This is a genomic window from Pseudonocardia sp. ZF1 (genome assembly GCF_056835605.1).
This window is the reverse complement of record NZ_JAJNBY010000001.1, coordinates 3,884,356-3,901,242: the sequence shown is the minus strand read 5'-3', so window position 1 is coordinate 3,901,242 and position 16,887 is coordinate 3,884,356. Positions and strand designations below refer to the sequence as shown.

The 16,887-nt window shown below is 75.2% G+C and carries 15 protein-coding genes and 1 pseudogene; 9 read left to right on the top strand and 7 right to left on the bottom strand.

From position 1 onward, the window contains the following. Window positions 1-6 precede the first annotated feature (6 nt). Entirely contained in the window at window positions 7-1,692 is a 1,686-nt protein-coding gene (locus ZF1_RS18770; protein ID WP_251785182.1) for a sodium:solute symporter family protein, read from the bottom strand. 315 nt (window positions 1,693-2,007) lie between these two features. On the opposite strand from ZF1_RS18770, the gene ZF1_RS18765 reads away from it, so the two are divergent. Continuing rightward, window positions 2,008-2,799, top strand: coding sequence for a DeoR/GlpR family DNA-binding transcription regulator (locus ZF1_RS18765; protein ID WP_208822112.1), 792 nt, complete (start codon window positions 2,008-2,010; stop codon window positions 2,797-2,799). 35 nt (window positions 2,800-2,834) lie between these two features. Then, window positions 2,835-3,893: a galactose-1-phosphate uridylyltransferase gene (galT, locus tag ZF1_RS18760; protein ID WP_482638725.1), complete on the top strand. Its 1,059-nt coding sequence runs from the start codon at window positions 2,835-2,837 to the stop codon at window positions 3,891-3,893. A gap of 192 nt (window positions 3,894-4,085) precedes the next feature. Here galT and ZF1_RS18755 read toward each other — a convergent pair whose 3' ends face one another. Continuing rightward, window positions 4,086-5,213, bottom strand: a complete 1,128-nt coding sequence (locus tag ZF1_RS18755; protein ID WP_482637933.1) for a C40 family peptidase — start codon at window positions 5,211-5,213, stop codon at window positions 4,086-4,088. Window positions 5,214-5,969: 756 nt separating this feature from the next. Here ZF1_RS18755 and ZF1_RS18750 point away from each other — a divergent pair. Then, on the top strand, window positions 5,970-7,337 hold the full coding sequence (locus tag ZF1_RS18750) for a glycosyltransferase family 2 protein (protein WP_482637932.1): 1,368 nt from the start codon (window positions 5,970-5,972) through the stop codon (window positions 7,335-7,337). Between the two features lie 79 nt (window positions 7,338-7,416). Here ZF1_RS18750 and ZF1_RS18745 read toward each other — a convergent pair whose 3' ends face one another. The 3 genes and pseudogenes from ZF1_RS18745 to ZF1_RS18735 all read right to left on the bottom strand — a co-directional run bounded on the left by ZF1_RS18745 (window position 7,417) and on the right by ZF1_RS18735 (window position 8,382). After that, a complete protein-coding gene (locus tag ZF1_RS18745; RefSeq protein WP_482637931.1) occupies window positions 7,417-7,875 on the bottom strand; it encodes an enoyl-CoA hydratase-related protein in 459 nt (152 codons plus the stop codon). A 142-nt stretch (window positions 7,876-8,017) separates the two neighbouring features. Continuing rightward, window positions 8,018-8,128: pseudogene (locus ZF1_RS18740) on the bottom strand (enoyl-CoA hydratase); the annotation flags it as partial. 41 nt (window positions 8,129-8,169) lie between these two features. Beyond that, window positions 8,170-8,382: a hypothetical protein gene (locus tag ZF1_RS18735; protein ID WP_482637930.1), complete on the bottom strand. Its 213-nt coding sequence runs from the start codon at window positions 8,380-8,382 to the stop codon at window positions 8,170-8,172. Here ZF1_RS18735 and ZF1_RS18730 point away from each other — a divergent pair. Together ZF1_RS18730 and ZF1_RS18725 are read left to right on the top strand one after the other, a co-directional pair. After that, on the top strand, window positions 8,366-9,382 hold the full coding sequence (locus tag ZF1_RS18730; RefSeq protein ID WP_482637929.1) for a heterodisulfide reductase-related iron-sulfur binding cluster: 1,017 nt from the start codon (window positions 8,366-8,368) through the stop codon (window positions 9,380-9,382). The genes ZF1_RS18735 and ZF1_RS18730 overlap by 17 nt on opposite strands. Window positions 9,383-9,550: 168 nt before the next feature. After that, entirely contained in the window at window positions 9,551-10,156 is a 606-nt protein-coding gene (locus tag ZF1_RS18725) for a fumarylacetoacetate hydrolase family protein (RefSeq protein WP_482637928.1), read from the top strand. 26 nt (window positions 10,157-10,182) lie between these two features. On the opposite strand, the gene ZF1_RS18720 is transcribed toward ZF1_RS18725, so the two are convergent. Continuing rightward, window positions 10,183-11,370: a glycosyltransferase family 4 protein gene (locus tag ZF1_RS18720; RefSeq protein WP_482637927.1), complete on the bottom strand. Its 1,188-nt coding sequence runs from the start codon at window positions 11,368-11,370 to the stop codon at window positions 10,183-10,185. 210 nt (window positions 11,371-11,580) lie between these two features. Here ZF1_RS18720 and cobF point away from each other — a divergent pair, with 210 nt between their 5' ends. The 4 genes from cobF (at window position 11,581) to ZF1_RS18700 (ending at window position 16,165) form a co-directional block, all read left to right on the top strand. After that, window positions 11,581-12,387 (top strand): precorrin-6A synthase (deacetylating), encoded by an 807-nt coding sequence (cobF, locus tag ZF1_RS18715; RefSeq protein WP_482637926.1) that lies wholly within the window; start codon window positions 11,581-11,583, stop codon window positions 12,385-12,387. A 30-nt stretch (window positions 12,388-12,417) separates the two neighbouring features. After that, window positions 12,418-12,909: an SRPBCC family protein gene (locus ZF1_RS18710; RefSeq protein WP_251785172.1), complete on the top strand. Its 492-nt coding sequence runs from the start codon at window positions 12,418-12,420 to the stop codon at window positions 12,907-12,909. Between the two features lie 402 nt (window positions 12,910-13,311). After that, window positions 13,312-15,141 (top strand): hypothetical protein, encoded by a 1,830-nt coding sequence (locus tag ZF1_RS18705; RefSeq protein ID WP_482637925.1) that lies wholly within the window; start codon window positions 13,312-13,314, stop codon window positions 15,139-15,141. Between the two features lie 40 nt (window positions 15,142-15,181). After that, entirely contained in the window at window positions 15,182-16,165 is a 984-nt protein-coding gene (locus ZF1_RS18700) for an SDR family NAD(P)-dependent oxidoreductase (RefSeq protein WP_482637924.1), read from the top strand. Here the strand turns inward: ZF1_RS18700 and ZF1_RS18695 are convergent. Next, window positions 16,155-16,739 (bottom strand): TetR/AcrR family transcriptional regulator, encoded by a 585-nt coding sequence (locus ZF1_RS18695; protein WP_405416288.1) that lies wholly within the window; start codon window positions 16,737-16,739, stop codon window positions 16,155-16,157. The two genes, ZF1_RS18700 and ZF1_RS18695, sit on opposite strands and share 11 nt — an antisense overlap. Window positions 16,740-16,887: the final 148 nt, after the last annotated feature.

The following is a 16,887-nucleotide window of genomic DNA, read 5'->3' as shown; positions in this document are numbered from 1 at the left end:
CTCCGCTCAGCCGAACACGACGTAGAGGACGACGGTCAGGGCCAGCACCAGCGCGCCGAGGACGTTCGGACTGCGGTACCAGCCCGCGTCGTCACCGTCGGTGGAGTGGGTGCGCGCCTCCTTCGGGGTCAGGCTCCAGGTCAGGCCGACCAGCTCGGCGTCCGGCTTCGGGGTGGTCACCATCGAGACCCCCGCGGACACGCCGACACCGACGACGAACGCCGCGATGGCGCCGACGAAGCTGCCCGCCTGGCTGGACATCGTCCAGACCTCGGTGCGGACCAGGATGTCGACCAGCACCGCCGCGGTGGTGCCGGAGAGCAGGCCGATCCAGGCCGACGGCCCGGTCATCCGCTTCCAGAACAGGCCGAGGATGAAGATCGCGAACAGCGGCGCGTTGAAGAAGCTGAACAGCGACTGGATGTAGTCCATCAGGTTCGCCGACCCGGACGCGATGAACGCGGTGCCGATCGCGAGCACACAGCCGATGATCGTGACCAGCCGGCCGACGCCGAGGTAGTAGCGGTCGGCGCGGCCCGGGCGCACCCAGTCCTGCCAGATGTCGTAGGTGAACACCGTGTTGAACGAGCTGATGTTCGCCGCCATGCCGGCCATGAACGCGGCCAGCAGACCCGCGATCGCGACGCCGAGGATCCCGTTGGGCAGGACCTCCTTCATCAGCAGCGACAGCGCGTTGTTGTAGGTGATGCCCTCGACGGCGTCGCCGCCGCCGGACTTCACCGCGGCGATCTGCGGGACCAGGATCCCGGCGATCATGCCCGGGGTCACGATGACCAGCACGACCAGCGCCTTCGGGAACGCGCCGATGATCGGGGTGCGCCGCGCGGCGGACATCGACTTGGCCGACAGGGCGCGCTGGACCTCGGCGAAGTTCGTCGTCCAGTAGCCGAAGGACAGCACGAACCCGAGACCGAACACGATGCCCAGCACCGACAGGAACGGGTTCGCGATCTCGGTGAGCGGGGTGCCGGGCCAGGCGTTCAGGTCGGCACCGGCGCTGGGACCCTCGGTGACCGCACGGGTCAGGCCGTCCCAGCCGCCGACCCGGTTGAGCCCGGCGACGGTCAGCGGGATCAGCAGCGCGAGGATCACGAAGAACTGCAGGACCTCGGTGTAGATCGCGGCCGACAGCCCGCCGAGGGAGATGTAGCCCAGGACGACGACGGCCGCGACCGGGATCGCCAGGTACAGCGACCAGCCGAGCAGCGCCTCCAGGACCAGGCCCAGGGAGAACAGGTTGACCCCGGCGATCAGGATCGAGGCGACCGCGAAGATCACCGCCTGCACCCGCTGGGTGGTCTTGTTGAACCGCTTGAGCAGGAACTCCGGGACGCTGCGGGCCTTGGAGCCGTAGTAGAACGGCATCATCACGATGCCGAGGAACACCATCGCCGGGATCGCGCCCAGCCAGTAGTAGTGCACCGTCGGGATGCCGAACTGGGCCCCGTTGGCCACCATGCCGATCAGCTCGATCGCACCCAGGTTGGCCGAGATGAACGCCAGGCCGGTGATCCAGGCCGGCATCGACCGGCCGGACAGCAGGAAGTCGAGACTGGAGGACACCGAGCGCCGCGCCGCGAAGCCGATGCCGAGCACCAGTACGAAGTAGAACGCGACCAGCAGGTAGTCGACCAGGTTCGGGTTGAGGCGCAGGACCTCCTGGGCGGTCATGCCGCGTCCTCCCGGGACGTCCCCGGGGCCCGCCGGGCCGTCTCGTGATGATCCATCTCGGGTAGCTCCTCGCCGTCGAGTGCGTGTGCTGCCGGTCCGCCGGCCGGTGGTGCACGACGGCACGTTGCGCGGACCAACGCACAAGCTAGACCGCACTCGATCAGAAGTGAACACTTTCGCTCGAATTCGAGACCGCTCGGTGACCTCCGCGCACGGTTCGACCGGGTCTCGACACGCAGGGTCGACCCTTGCCGCACGTTCGGTTGTGTTGCATTCTGTGCGGGTGAAGTCCCGACGGTGTCCGGCCCGGACGCGATGAGCCTGCTCGCCGAGCAGCGGCGCGAGGTGATCGTGGAGCAGGTCCGCACCCGCGGCGCGGTGCGGGTGTCCGAGCTCGCCGACCACCTCGGCGTGTCCGAGATGACCGTGCGCCGCGACCTCGACGTGCTGGCCCGGCGACGCCTGGTGGACAAGGTGCACGGCGGCGCGACGGCCGTCGGCGAGCACACCACCTCCGAGCCCGGGTTCGCCGCGAAGTCGGTGTGCGAGCTGGAGGAGAAGGACGCCATCGCCGCCGCGGCCGCCGAGCTGGTGACCCCCGGCGCCGCGATCGGCCTGTCCGCGGGCACGACGACCTGGCGGCTCGCTCAGCTGCTCGCCGCCGTGCCGCGGCTGACCGTGGTGACCAACTCCGTCGCCGTCGCCGACGCGTTCCACACCGGTGGCGCCGACGCCCGCGGGACCACGGTGATCCTCACCGGGGGCGTGCGGACGCCCTCGGAGGCACTGGTCGGCCCGGTCGCGATCACCGCGCTGCGCTCGCTGAACCTGGAGACGGTGTTCCTCGGGGTGCACGGCATGAGCGCCGCGGCGGGCTTCTCCACCCCGAACCTCACCGAGCGCGACACCAACCGCGCCCTCATCGAGTCCGGCAGCAGGCTCGTGGTCGTCGCCGACCACACCAAGTGGGGCACCGTCGGGATCTCGACGATCGCCGAGCTGTCCGAGGCCGACGTCCTCGTGACCGACTCCGGTCTGGCCGACGCCGACCGTGCGGTCCTCGAGGGCGAGGTCGACCACGTGATCATTGCCCGCCCCGGAAGGTGACGTCCGTGCAGAAGGTGCAGAAGCTGACCACCCGGATGGCCGACGGCCGGGAGGTCATCTGGTTCGACGGCCCCGACCACGCCCCCCGCGACCCGGCCGATCTCGTCGACGCCCGCGACCTCCCGCGGGTCGTGCCCGCCTCCCAGCTGCGCTACGACGCGCTGGCCGGGGAGTGGGTGACGATCGCCGCGCACCGCCAGGACCGGACCTACAAACCGCCGGCCGACCAGTGCCCGCTGTGCCCCAGCCGCGACGGCCGCCACACCGAGGTGCCGAGCCCGGAGTACGGCGTCGTCGCGTTCGAGAACCGGTTCCCGTCGTTCGGGTCGGCGCCCGGCGCTCCGCTTCCCGAGCCGGGCGCGGTGCCGCGGGCGGCGTCGGGCCGGTGCGAGGTCGTCTGCTTCACCGACGACCACGACACCCCGTTCTCCCGGCTGACGCCCGACCGCGCCCGCCTGGTGCTGGAGGCCTGGGCCGACCGGACCGCCGAGCTGGGCGCCCGGCCGGGGGTCCGCTACGTCTTCCCGTTCGAGAACCGGGGCGCCGAGATCGGCGTGACGCTGTCCCACCCGCACGGCCAGATCTACGCCTACCCCTACGTCCCGCCGTTCCCGCAGCGGATGCTCGCCCACGTCGCCGCGCACCGGGAGGCGACCGGGGAGAACCTGTTCGACACGCAGCTGGCCGCCGAGCGGGCGGGGGAGCGGGTCGTCGTCGCGGGGGAGCACTGGACGGCGTTCGTGCCGCAGGCGGCGCGCTGGCCGGTCGAGGTGCACCTGTACCCGCACCGTCCGACCCCGGACCTGCCCGCCCTCGACGAGGCCCAGCGCGCCGAGTTCGCGACCCTCTACCTCGACGTGCTGCGCCGCCTCGACGCCCTCTACGACGACGAGCTGCCCTACGTCGCGGGCTGGAACCAGGCCCCGGTGCTGGAGTCCGACGGTCGCTCCGACGCCCGGCTGCACCTGCGCCTGCACTCGATCCGCCGGGCGCCCGGGAAGATCAAGTACCTGGCGGGGTCGGAGTCCGGCGCGGGCGCGTTCATCTCCGACGTGCTGCCCGAGGCGGTCGCGGAGCGGCTGCGTTCGCTGTAGCCGGGGGTCGGACGGCGGCTGCGGAACGCGCGGTGATCCGTCGTCCGCGCGCGTCCGGAAGCGCGCGTCCGGCGGATCTGCGCGCGGATCATCGAGCGGGACGTGGACCGCGGACGTGCTCCGCCCCGACGTGCGTCGAGGCCGGTACCCCTCCCCAGGGGCACCGGCCTCGGACGTCGGTGACGCGGTCGGTCAGACCCGGACCGCGTTGTGGAACGGCATCGCGTCGATGTCGGAGTACTTGACCGGCTCGCCGCTGGTGGAGGCGTGGAGCACCTTGCCGTTGCCGGCGTAGATGCCGACGTGGCTCACCGGGGAGTAGAAGAACACCAGGTCGCCGGGCTTGAGCTGGCTCTTGGAGACCGGGGTGCCGTCCATCTGCGACTGCGCGCTGGAGGTGCGCGGCAGGTCGACGCCGATCTGCTCGAACGCCCAGACCATCAGACCGGAGCAGTCGAACGCGCTCGGGCCGGTGGCGCCCCACTTGTAGGGCTTGCCGAGCTGCTGCTTGGCCTGGGCGAGCGCCTGGGCGCCGTCCGAGGAACCGGTCAGACCGCCGACGATGTCGCCGAGCCCGCCGCCGTCACCGTCGTCGTCACCGCCGCCGCCGCCGTTGCGGGCGGCCGCCTCGGCGGCCTTCGCACGGGCCTCGGCCGCCTTCGCGGCGGCCTCCTTCTGGGCGACCGCGGCGATGCGGGCCGCGTCGGCCTTCTCGAACGCCTGCGGGACCGACGCGGTGACGTGCTCGAAACCGCTGGTCAGGGTGGACGCGGCGTCGCTGGTGCCGGTGCCGCCGTGCTCGGAGCCCGCGGCCGGGACCGACAGCTTCATCGTGGCCTCGTTGGCCGCGCCGGTGAGGTCCATGTCCGCGGAGGTCTCGGGGGACTGCTCCGGCGAGCTGAGCGTCGACACGACGCCCATGACCGCGGTGGCGCCGACCAGGGTGGCCGACATGGTCGCGACGACCGCGCGCGGGTGACGCCCGAGCGGCCCGGTGTCCGAGGTGCCGCGGAGCAGGCCGATGGCGGTCCGCGAGGTGACGCCGGCGGGGGTGTCCGGAACGTCGCGGGTGACGACGGTGTCGACGCCGGACGCGGCGGGGAGGCCGGTCGCGGGGGCGTCGATGCGCTCCAGGTCCGGGCCGGGGGCCTCGGAACGGCGGGCTCGGCGGCTGCCGGGCGCGGGGGTGTCGAAACCGGCCTCGGAGTACCGCGCGAGCAGATCGGCGGCGGAGATGCCCGCGCCGGCGTCACGGTCCCGGCGACGCCGGGGGACGTCGCTCTCGGATGTATGGAGGTCCGGGGTGAGTGCAGTGGTCATTCGGGGGTCCTCGCCACCCCGGATCCGCCCCGGTCCTCGTGACCGGACACGGCTCCGCCCGCTGCGTGCTGGGTGGGCGCCAGGGGGAGTGTCGGCCAGCGGGGAGCGGGGGACCGACCAGGCGCACCAGCCGACATCTCGTCGACCAGCCAGGAGGGACCGTAACCGCTCCGTGACACGCACACCGACCGGGCTCGCCGGGTGTGCGGCGAACGGCCGGTCCGGAGCGACCCACGCACCGGACCCACGTCCAACGGTGGGTGCGGTGCGCCGTTCGGGTCGTACGGTCGGTGTGCTGCGCCGAACGGTGCGTCCGGGCCGGTGTCGCGGTGCGCACCGTGACCGGGAAAAGCCCCGGACGGACCAGCTCGTCACGAACCCGGCACGCCCGCCGGCGGCGCCCGGGCGGCACCCCGTCCGGTGACTGCGCCGGGAGGCGGTCCGGACCGTGGCGGACGGAGCAGCACGCGGGAGGCGTCCCGTGCCTGGTGAGCGCGGGTGCCGGGTGCTCTGCGACGATCGGGGCGCGTGCCGGCCGTGACCGGTGCGGCGCGCACCGGCCGGCTCGACGCCGTGGTCCGGTGCCCGGTGCGGCGCAACGTGACGTCGGCCGCACACGGTGAACCGGGCGGCGGTCCGCGACGTAGGCACACGGGGTCACGTCCGCGAGCGGACGGGTCCCGGGGCCGGACCACCGACACGGACCCACCGACACGGACCCACCGACGAGGACCCACGACCCGGGAGGTCGCAGCAGTGCCGGACCGAGCAGGCGGCCCCGTCTGGGTGGGCGAGCTCGCCCACCACCGTGCCGTGCACGGCACGGGTCGTGGGGCCGGTGACCTCGTGGTCCCGCCGCGGTTCGGCTCGGCCCGGCTGCTGGTGACCGACGGCGGCGTGCCCGTCGGGCAGGCCGACGTCCCGCTGCACGAGGGCCGGGCGCGCGCCGCCGACCTGGCCCGGGCCGCCGCGGCCGTCGCCGGGCGTGAGCCGCCGGGGGAGCCTGCGGTGTCGGCCGAGCCGCTCACCGTCGTGGTCGCGACGCGGGGGCGGCCGGAGAGCGTGCGCCGCTGCCTGGCCGCGGTGCTGGCAGGCGACCACCCGGACGTGACCGTGCTCGTCGTCGACAACGATCCGCCCGACGAGCGCACCCGCGAGGTCGTCCGTGACTGCGCGGACCCGCGGGTCCGCTACGTCCGCGAGCCGCGCCGGGGTGTCTCGGTCGGGCGCAACCGCGGCCTCGCCGAGGCCCGCACCCCGGTCGTCGCGTTCACCGACGACGACACCGAGCCCGACCCGCGGTGGGCGTCGCGGATCGCCGGGTCCTTCGCCGAGGACCCGGGGCTCACCGCGTTGAGCGGGCCGGTGCTCGCCGCGCGGCTGGAGACCCCCGAGGAGCGGGCCGCCGACGTCGCGCTGGCCTGGAACAAGGGCTTCCTGCCGCGCCGGTTCCGGCTCGACGACCCGCCCGCGGACTCCCCGGTGTTCCCGTTCTCTCCGGGCCTGTTCGGGATCGGCGCCAACCTGGCGGTGCGCGCCGAGCCGGTCCGTGCGCTCGGCGGGTTCGACGAGGCGCTGGGACCGGGCCGGCCCACCCGGGGCGGTGAGGACATCGAGCTGCTGGTCCGGATCGTGCTCGACGGCGGCACCCTGGCCTACCTGCCCTCGGCGTGGGTGTGGCACCACCACCGGCCGTCGCCGGGGGAGCTGCGCGAGCAGATGGGCGGCTACGCGCTGGGTCTGGGCGCGTTCCTGGGCAAGGTCGCACTGGACCCGCGGGCGCGCCGGCTCGCGGTGCGCCGGTTCCCGGCCGCGGTCGGGCGCCTGCGTGACATCGTGCGCCGCGAGTCCTCGACGCCGGCGACGGTCGCGCGGGCCCGGCAGGAGCCCGCGCCCGCCGCGGTCGGCGCGCCCGGCCCGACCCCGGGTCCGGTCCCGATCGCGACCGAGGAGCGCCCGGCGCCGCAGGACGTCGCCGCGCTGCCGGGCGGCGCGGGCGCCCGCAAGCTGCGCGGGCTGGTGTCCGGTCCGGCGCTCTACCTCCAGGCGCGCCGTCAGGTGCAGGCCGAGGGCGGGACGACCCCGCCGCTGACCGGCCCGGCCCGGCCGCTGCGGCGGCGCTGACCGCGGTCCGGGCCCGGCGGGCCCGCCACCGGGCGCCGGCCCCGGGGTCGGCGGTCCGACGGCGGGCCGGAGCCCGGGATCAGGTCCCGGTCCAGCTCGGGGTGCCGCCCTGCCCGAACCCGGCGACCGTCGTGCGGAAGTCGGTCGATCCGTAGACCCGGTCGACCACCGCGGTGTCGTCGGCGGACCGGTCGTCCAGCAGCCGTTTGGTCGCCCAGATCGTCAGCGGTGCGCCGGTGGTGAGCCGCCCGGTGAGCGCGTCCAGTCCCGCGTCGAGGTCGTCGACGACGGCGTGCAGGAACCCCGGCACCCGCGCGGCCTCCACTGTCTCCAGCATCCGCGCGGTGAGCAGCAGGTCCGCCGTCAGCGGTCGGCCCAGGGCCTCGACCATCAGGTCCAGGGTCCGCGCGGACAGGCAGTTGCCCAGCGTGCGGGCGATCGGCACGCCGAACCGGGACCCGGGCGTCGCGATGCGCAGGTCGGCCGCGCAGGCGATGCCCAGCCCGCCGCCGACGCAGTACCCGGCGACCGCGGCCACGGTGGGCACGCCGACGGCGCGGACCCGGTCGAGCGGCGGTGACCCGGCGCTCGTAGGCCACCCCGTCGGCGCCCGAGGCGAACGCGCGGAACTGGCCGATGTCGGTGCCCGCGGCGAAGGCCCGGCCGCCCTCGCCGCGCACGACGAGCGCCCGGACCTCCGGGTCGGCATCGGCCCGCTCGCACGCCGCCACCAGCCCCTCGTACATGTCCCAGGTCAGTGCGTTGCGCCGCTCGGGACGGCGGAAGGTCACGGTGAGCACCCCGGCCGCGAGCTCCGCGGTCACCTCCGGGCTCACTCGTGGCCCCCGCGGGCGGGGTCGGACAGCTCGGCGAGGACGTCGTCGGTCGCCGCGCCGAGCGGGGGCCCGGCGGTGCCCCGCCGCGCGGGGGTGCGGGAGAAGCGCATCGGCGACCCCAGCTGGCGGACCGCGGGCAGGGTCGGGTGCGGGGAGTCCCAGAAGAAGTCCCGGCCGGTGAGCAGCGGGTCGGTGAAGACCTCGCTCAAGGCCGAGGCGCTCCACCAGCAGCACGCGGTGCACGGCACGCCGCTGCGCTCGCGGCTGTTCGGCGCGATCCGCACGCTGAACCGGCTCGGGTCGGCGACCGCGCCGCTGTCCAACCTGCCCGGCCGGGTCGGGGTGCTGCGCCGGCTCGCCGAGCGGACCGTCGGGATCACCGCGCGCCGCCCGCTGCCGCGCTTCGACCGGGACAACCTGGTGCGGTGGTTCCGGCGCCGTGACCCCGCGCGGGCCGCCGCACCGGCCGGGACCGTCGTGTGGCTGGCCGACTCGTTCACCACCTTCACCGAGCCGCACATCGGGCGGGCCGCGATCGGCCTGCTGGAGCGTGCCGGGTGGCGGGTCGAGCTGGCCGGCGGCGGCTGCTGCGGCCGGTCCAGCCTGTCCAAGGGACTGCTCGACGACGCCCGTCGCAAGGCGACCGGCCTGGTCACCTCGCTCGCCCGGGACACCCCGGCCGACGCGCCGATCGTCGGCTGCGAGCCGTCGTGCGTGTTCACCCTGCGCGACGAGACCCTCGCCCTGCTCCCGGACAGCGCCGAGGCCCGGTCGGTGGGCGAGCGGGTCCGCCAGGTGGAGGAGTTGCTCGTCGAGGCCCTCGACGACGGCCGCCTGGTCCTGCCGGAGCGGTCGGCGCTGAGCGGGCGGCGCGTGGTCTACCACGGGCACTGCCACCAGAAGGCCGAGGTCGGGACCGCGGCGACGCTCGCGCTGCTGCGCCGCATCCCCGGGCTGGAGGTCTCCGAGATCGACTCCGGCTGCTGCGGGATGGCGGGCTCGTTCGGCTTCGAGGCCGAGCACTACGCGACCTCGATGGAGGTCGGCCGGGACCGGCTGCTCCCGGCGATCGACGCCGAGTCCGCCGACACCCTGGTCGCCGCGACCGGCGTCTCCTGCCGCCAGCAGATCTTCCACGGCGCCGGGCGCACCGCCTGGCACCCGCTGGAGCTGGTGCGCGAGGCACTCGGCCCGGCCGGGACGGTGTGAGCGGATGCGACTGGTCCGCTACGACTCCGGCCAGGGCCCCGCACGGGGCGGGTCGAGACCGGCGGCGACGGCGACGTCGTCCGCGAGCTGGGCCCGTCCGGGCCGGGGGCGGTCGCCGGGCGGCTCGCCGAGGTCGTCCTGCTCGCCCCCTGCGACCCCCGCACCATCGTGTGCGTCGGGAGCAACTACCCCTGCCAGCTCGCCGAGAAGGGGCGTCCCCGCCCGGAGCGGCCCGCGCTGTTCCTCAAGGCGCCCAATGCCGTCGTCGGACCGGGGAAGCCGGTGCTGCGCCCGGCCGGGGTGCAGCGGCTGGAGTACGAGGGCGAGCTCGCGGTGGTGATCGGCCGCCGGGCCCGTGACCTGGACGAACGCACCGCCTGGTCGCACGTGCTCGGCCTGACCTGCGCCAACGACGTCACCGCGCACGACTACCGCGCCGACGGGCAGTGGGCGCGGGCGAAGAGCGCGGACACCTTCTGCCCGCTCGGGCCGTGCATCGAGACCGAGCCGGGCGCGGGGCCGTGGGGGCTGCGGACCACGCTGAACGGCCGCACCGTCCAGGAGTCCGACACCGGGGCGATGATCTTCGACGTCGCGCGGATCCTCGCCCACGTGACCCGCTGGATCACGCTGCAGCCCGGCGACGTCGTGCTCACCGGCAGCCCCGGCGGGGTCGGGCCGATGACCGCGGGGGACCGGGTCACCGTCGAGATCGACGGCGTCGGGACCCTGGAGAACCCGGTCGCCGACCGGCCCGCGCCCGTCCCGCACTGAGCCGGCCCGGCCCGCCGCAGCTCGGCTCAGCCCCGGCCCACCGGCTCCGGCGTGTCCAGCTCGGCGGGAGCGGGCGCGCCCGCCACCCCGGCCGCGCTGCGGTAGACGTCGCCGAGCCGGGCCGCCCACGGCGCCGCCGCGAACCGGTCGAGGAACCGCCGCCGGGCCCCGGCCCCGAGCCGGGCGCGCAGCTCGGCGTCGCGGGTCAGCCGCACCACCTCGTCGGCGATCCGGGTGGCGTCGACCGGGGCCAGCAGCCCGGTCTCGCGGGTCACGATCTCCGGGATCCCGCCGACCCGCGTCGCGACCGCCGGGGTCCCGGTGCCGTGGCCGAGCAACAGCATGCGGGGCATCGTGTCGTGCCGGGTCGTGTGCAGCTGCACGTCGGCGGCGCGGAGCAGCGCGACCGGGTCGGTGCTGCGGCGGAACGCCACCCGGCCGGACAGGGCCTCGTCGGCGGCGACGCGCGACTCCAGCCACGGCCGCAGCGGCCCGTCGCCGCCGAGCACCACGGTGAGCGGCTCGTCCGGTCCGATCCCGGCGACGGCGTCGAGCAGCATGTCCTGCCCCTGGCCGCGGCGCATCGGCGCGACCGAGACGGCGACGACCTCGTGGTCGTCCACGCCGAGCCCGCGCCGCAGACGCTCCCGCTCCTCGGGCGTGCCCTCGCCGGGGTCGGCGGCGCCGTCCGGGATCACCGACAGGCCCTCGGTGGACCCGGCGGCGCGGCGGTACCAGTCGCGCTGCAGGGCGGACGTCGCGATCGTGCGATTCATGAACCGCTTGCGTGCCAACGTCTTCGCGGTCCGCCGGAGCTGGTCGCCGCGGTCGGCGGGGTGCTCGTGGATGTGGTGCAGCGTGGACACCGCGGGCACCCGCAGCCGGGCCGCGGCGGCCGAGCCCACGACGTCGGGCCGGGCGCCGTGGGTGTGCACCAGGTCGACACCGTACTCCCGGAACGCGGCGAGGACCTTCAGCACGGCACGCGGGTCCCACGGCGCGACGTTCAGCTCGACCGGTGGCGCCCCGGCGCGGGCCATGCGCTCGGCGACGTCGGAGTGCCCGGACGGGGCCAGCGCGACGACCACCACCCGGAACCCGGCGTCCGGGGCCGCGGCGGCGAGGTCACCGAGCGCGGCGGCGACGCCACGGTCGTCGAGCGACTCGACGAGGTGTCCGATCGTCAGGGTCCTGCTGTGTTCGCTGGTGGGCACGGTGACGTGGCCTCCCGGGGTGGCGCTGCGGGGTCGGTCCTCGGCGGTCGGCCGGTGACCCGGTCGTGGCTCGCCGGTCACCATGACACTACCGAGTGACGACGTCGCGTGACGGGGTCGGACGCTGCGCGCATCGGGCGACACCGGGCGGGGGTGCCTGCCGATCGGGGGAGTGCCGGGCAGCGCCCGGGGTCCGTTACGGTCACTCCGGTGCGCACGGTTCTCGTGATCGGGATCGGGGCCGGTGACCCCGACCACCTCACCCTCCAGGCGGTCCGCGCCCTGCGCCGGGCCGACGTCGTGTTCGTCATCGACAAGGGCCTCGACGGCGGGGGGTCGCAGGACGACCTGCTGGCCCTGCGCACCGAGCTCCTGCGGCGGCACCGCCCGGACGGCGAGTACCGGCTGGTCACCGCGCCCGAGGTGGGCCGGGACCGCGGCACCGAGGTCGAGCGCGACGACGAGCGGTACCGCGACGTCGTGGTCGACTGGCAGGACCGCCGTGCCCGGCTCTACCGCGAGATGCTCGACGCCGAGCTGGCCGACGGGCAGACCGGTGCGTTCCTGGTCTGGGGCGACCCCTCCCTCTACGACGGGACACTGCGCCTGCTCGACCGGGTCCTCGCCGGCGCGGGGGAGCAGTGGTCGGTCGAGTCGGTCGCCGGGATCTCCAGCGTCGCCGCCCTCGCCGCCGCCCACCGGCTGATCCTGAACCGGGTCGGGCGCCCCGTCCTGATCACCACCGGGCGCCGGATCGCCGAGGGGATGCCCACCGACGTCGACGACGTCGTCGTGATGCTCGACGGCCGCACCGCCTTCGCCACGCTGCCCGACGAGCAGCGCCGTGAGCTGCACATCTTCTGGGGCGCCTACCTGGGTACGCCCGACGAGCTGCTCGTCGCCGGGCCGCTCGTCGAGGTGACCGACGAGATCCTGAAGGTCCGGGCCGAGGCCCGGGAGAACAAGGGGTGGATCATGGACACCTACCTGCTGCGCCGGGGTGCCGACGAGCGCTGACCCGCCGCGGCCCGACGACGAGGAGGTCGCATGCGCTACGCCGACGGACCCACCACCGAGGCCACCGCCCGGGTCGCCGCACCGCCCCAGGCGGTGTGGGAGCTGGTGACCGACCCGGAGTTCCTGGCCCGGGCGTCGACCGAGATGCAGCGCGCCTCGTGGGGCGAGGGTGACGAGCCGGGCCTCGGCGCCCGGCTGCACGGCCACCACCGCCACGACGCGATCGGGGAGTGGAGCACCGTCTCCACCGTCACCGGATGGGAGCCGGGGCGGCTGTTCGAGTGGACCGTCGAGCCCGGTGGCGACGGGGGAGCGACCGCCGTGTGGCGGTTCGAGCTCACCCCCGACGGCGACGGCACCGTGCTGCGCCAGTGGGCCCGGATGGGTCCCGGGCCGTCGGGCCTCTCGCAGGCGATCGAGCGGTGGCCGGACAAGGAGGAGCGGATCGTCGAGGGCCGGCTGCGCGAGTGGCGGACCGGGATGGAACGCAACCTCGACGCCGTCCGCGAGCGCCTCGGCTAGTTCCCGTCCGGGTGGCAGCCACGCGCCGGGACGTACGAGCGGTGGCCGTTCTGCGACGACCCGTCACCCCGGCGTCGCCCGCTCGTTGAACGGAGGGGGCCTGCCGCGATCCTGAGAACACGGAGGGTGTTCGTCGTAGATCGTTGAGCCGTTCGGTCCAGCCGACCTGTCACTCGGCGTCCGGTGCCGACCCGTGATCGCCCGGGTCGCCGAGGTCCTCTCAGGAAAGCAACCTCGACGGGTCACCGTTTCGTACCGTCCCGAACCGGACGAGCCGGGTGACCCGGCACGATCCGGCCGCTCCCCAGGGGTGCCCCCGCACCCCGGCCACGCCGGTGCCCGCGCCGTCCTCCACCGCTCCCCAGCACCCTCGCCCACGGCGAGGCGGAAGGACCGCTCGAGATGGGCAAGCACACCCGGACCGGCCACCGTTCGACCGGCGTCGCCGCGGCGGTGGCCGCCGGCCGGTCCCTCCGCGGACGGCGCAGGCACGCCGCTCCCCCCGCGGGCACCGCGCGCCGGATCGCCGCCCCCGCCGCGCTCGCGGCGCTGCTGCTGACCTCCGGCGGGACGGCCGGGACGGCGTTCGCCGGGACGGGCTCCGACGACGACTCGTCGGGCGCCGCGGCGGACTGCCCCGACGGCACCACCCCGGTCGGCGGGTCCTGCTCCGACTCCCCGGGATCGTCGGGGTCCTCCTCCGGGGGGCTGGGTGACCTCATGACCGGCGCGGACGTCGTCGGCTCGGTGCTGGGACCGGGCGGCTCGGGATCGGGCTCGCCGGGTTCCTCGGCGGACGGCGGCCCGGGCAGCGACACATCGGACACGGCCTCGGGGACGTTTGGGAAGGACTCCAAGAAGTCGGAGAACGGCTCCGAGAAGTCGGAGAAGGCCGCCGGGAAGTCGGAGAACTCCGGGAAGTCGGACCAGGACTTCGAGGAGCCGGACCGGGACTCCGCCGGCTCGGCCGGTTCGAAGGACTCCGCCGGCTCGGCCGGTTCGAAGGACTCCGCCGGCTCGGCCGGTTCGAAGGACTCCGCCGGCTCGTCCGGTTCGAAGGACTCCGCCGGCTCGTCCGGTTCGAAGGACTCCGCCGGCTCGTCCGGTTCGAAGGACTCCGCCGGCTCGTCCGGTTCGAAGGACTCCGCCGGCTCGTCCGGCTCGAAGGACTCCGCCGGCTCGTCCGGCTCGAAGGACTCCGCCGTCCCCTCGACCGGTCCGCTCGACGCGGTCCCCGGCCTCGGCGACCTCACGAGCGGCCTCGGCACGGGCGTCGACCTGAACACCCCGACGAAGCCCCTGACGTCGCTGCCCGACCCGGCGCAGACCCTGTCCGACGCCGGTTCCTCGGTGCCCGGCGCCGGGCAGGCCGGCTCGCTGGTCGACACCGCGGTGGGCGCCGCGGGCACCGTCGTCGGCACCGACACCGGCAACAGCCCGCTGGCCGGCCCGACCGACACCCTCACCGGTCTCGGCGACGTCGTGCCGGAGCTGCCGTCGGTCCCCGGCGTCACCGACGGCAGCACCGACGAACTCCCCGACGTCCCCGGCCTCACCGCGGGCGGACCGCTGGAGGGCCTCAACGAGATCGCGGGCCTGCCCGACACCACCCCGCTGACCGGCAGGGACGGCCCACTGCCGGACCTGTCCGGCGTCGCGCGCACGGCGGGCCTGCCCGACTACTCGGGTCTCGGCGGCCTGCCGGACGTCGCCGGGGTCGTCGGCGGCCCGAGCACCGGGCCCACGCAGGTCGACCTGGCGTCGAAGAACACCGACGGCGTGGCCGGGACCGCCACCGTCGACTCCGACACCGTCTCCGGCACCGCGACCGGCATGGACCCGGACGCCCGCTACGTGTCGTTCTTCTACGGCGCGACCTCCAGCGCCACCAACAACAACCCCTGCATCCTCGACGGCACCAACCCGCTGCCCGGCGGCCAGACCGTCGGCGAGTGGGAGGTCGACGAGAACGGCAACGGCACCCTGGAGGCGCCCAACCCGTCGGGGAACATGTACAAGCTCACGGGCGGCACCATGTCGATCCGCAAGGTCGAGCACGGCTTCGACAAGGCCACCGCCCCGCCGGTGAACCCGCTGTCGTACTCGCTGTCCAGCTGCGGCGCGATGGAGCGGATCTCCACCGCCGACCCGGTCACCGACGCCGTCCCGAAGCTCCCGACGGCGAACGTCCCCGGCACCCCCTACGTCTCCGGTCCGGGTCTGCAGGGCTGATCGACGCGCGGGCGGCGCGGTGCTGTGGTCGGATCGGTCCGTGCTCGGCAGCGCTCTGGATACCGTCCTCGACCGCACCCTGGTCCCCGGCTACTCACGGATCGGGTACCTGCTGCGGCGCCCGGGGTGGAGCGGTGACCGCGCCGACCCGCCGCGCGGCGCCCTGACCGGGCGCACCGCGCTGGTGACCGGCGCGGGCGGCGGGCTGGGGGAGGCGATCGCGACCGGGCTCGTCCGGCTCGGTGCGACGGTGCACCTGCTCGTCCGCTCCCGGGACAAGGGGGGCGCCGCGCAGGACCGGATCCTGGCCGCCGTCCCCGGCCTGTCCCGCGACCGGCTCCCGGTGCAGGTCTGCGACCTGGGTGAGCTCGCCGACGTGCGCGCGTTCGCGACCCGCTTCGCCACCGAGGTCGACGCGCTGGACGTCCTGGTGCACAACGCCGGGCTGCTCCCGCCCGAGCGCAGCGAGACCTCCGAGGGCAACGAGCTGACCCTGGCCGTGCACGTCCTCGGACCGCTGCTGCTGACCCGGCTGCTCACCGACACCCTCGCGGCCGGCGCCGAGCGGTCCGGAACCGACTCCCGGGTGATCATCATGTCCTCGGGCGGCATGTACGCCCAGCCCCTGCGTGACGACGACCTGCAGTTCCGCACCGGTGACTACGGCGGCACCGCGGCCTACGCCCGCACCAAGCGGATGCAGGTCGTCCTGACCGGTCTGCTCGCCGACGAGCTGGCCCCCCGGCACGTCACCGTGCACGCACTGCACCCCGGGTGGGCCCGCACCCCGGGCGTCACCGGGTCGCTGCCGTTGTTCGACAAGGTGGTCGGCCCCGTGCTGCGCACCCCGGCGCAGGGCGCGGACACCGCGGTGTGGCTCGCGGCCGCGCCGTCGTCGGCGCTCGGGACCGGCCGGTTCTGGCACGACCGCGCCCCGCGCCCGGCGCACTACCTGTCGCGGACCCGGGAGACCCCGGCCCAGCGCGAACGGTTCCGCGCCGAGGTGGACCGGCTCACCGGCTGAGCCCGGGCGCCTGCAGCAGGGTGCGGGCGGCGCGCGTGACGTGGTCCAGCACCGTGTCCGGGTCGGCCCGCCCGACCGCGCCGCCGGGCAGCAGCGGCTGGACCAGGCTCAGCCCGAGCAGCCAGGTCAGGACCAGCTCCGCGCGCAGTTCGGCGTCGGCCCGGTCGGCGGCGCCGGTGGCCTGCGCGGCGAACGCCTCGGTGAACGCCCCGGCCAGCTCCACCCGCACGGCCGCGGCCGCCTCCGACGTCCCGGCCGAGCGCACGACGGGCCCGAACAGGTCGCGCTCGGGCCCGTCGCCGCCGTCGAGGATCGACCGCAGCAGGCGGGTCAGGAGCTCCTCGGGCGGGCCGTCGTGCAGCACGGCGAGGGCGCGCTCGGCGGCGACCCGGGCGAACAGGGCGTCCTTGCTGCCGAAGTAGCGGAAGAGCAGCGCCTGGTTCACCCCGGCCCGGTCGGCGATCGCGCGGACCGAGGTGCGGTCGTAGCCGTGCTCGGTGAACAGGTCCGCGGCCGCGGCGAGCAGGGCGCTGCGGGTGCTGTCACCGGAACGGGCGGACGGGGCGGCGGTCACGGGGGAGTGCTCCTTCGTACGACGGGTGCGGCGCGGGAACCGGCCGCGGCGGATCCGGTGTCGGCGACCGTAGCGTCCGGGCGCCGGCGCATGGCGCGGCGCGACGCGGGGTACGCACGGTCGATACCGCACACCGCCCGACACACGG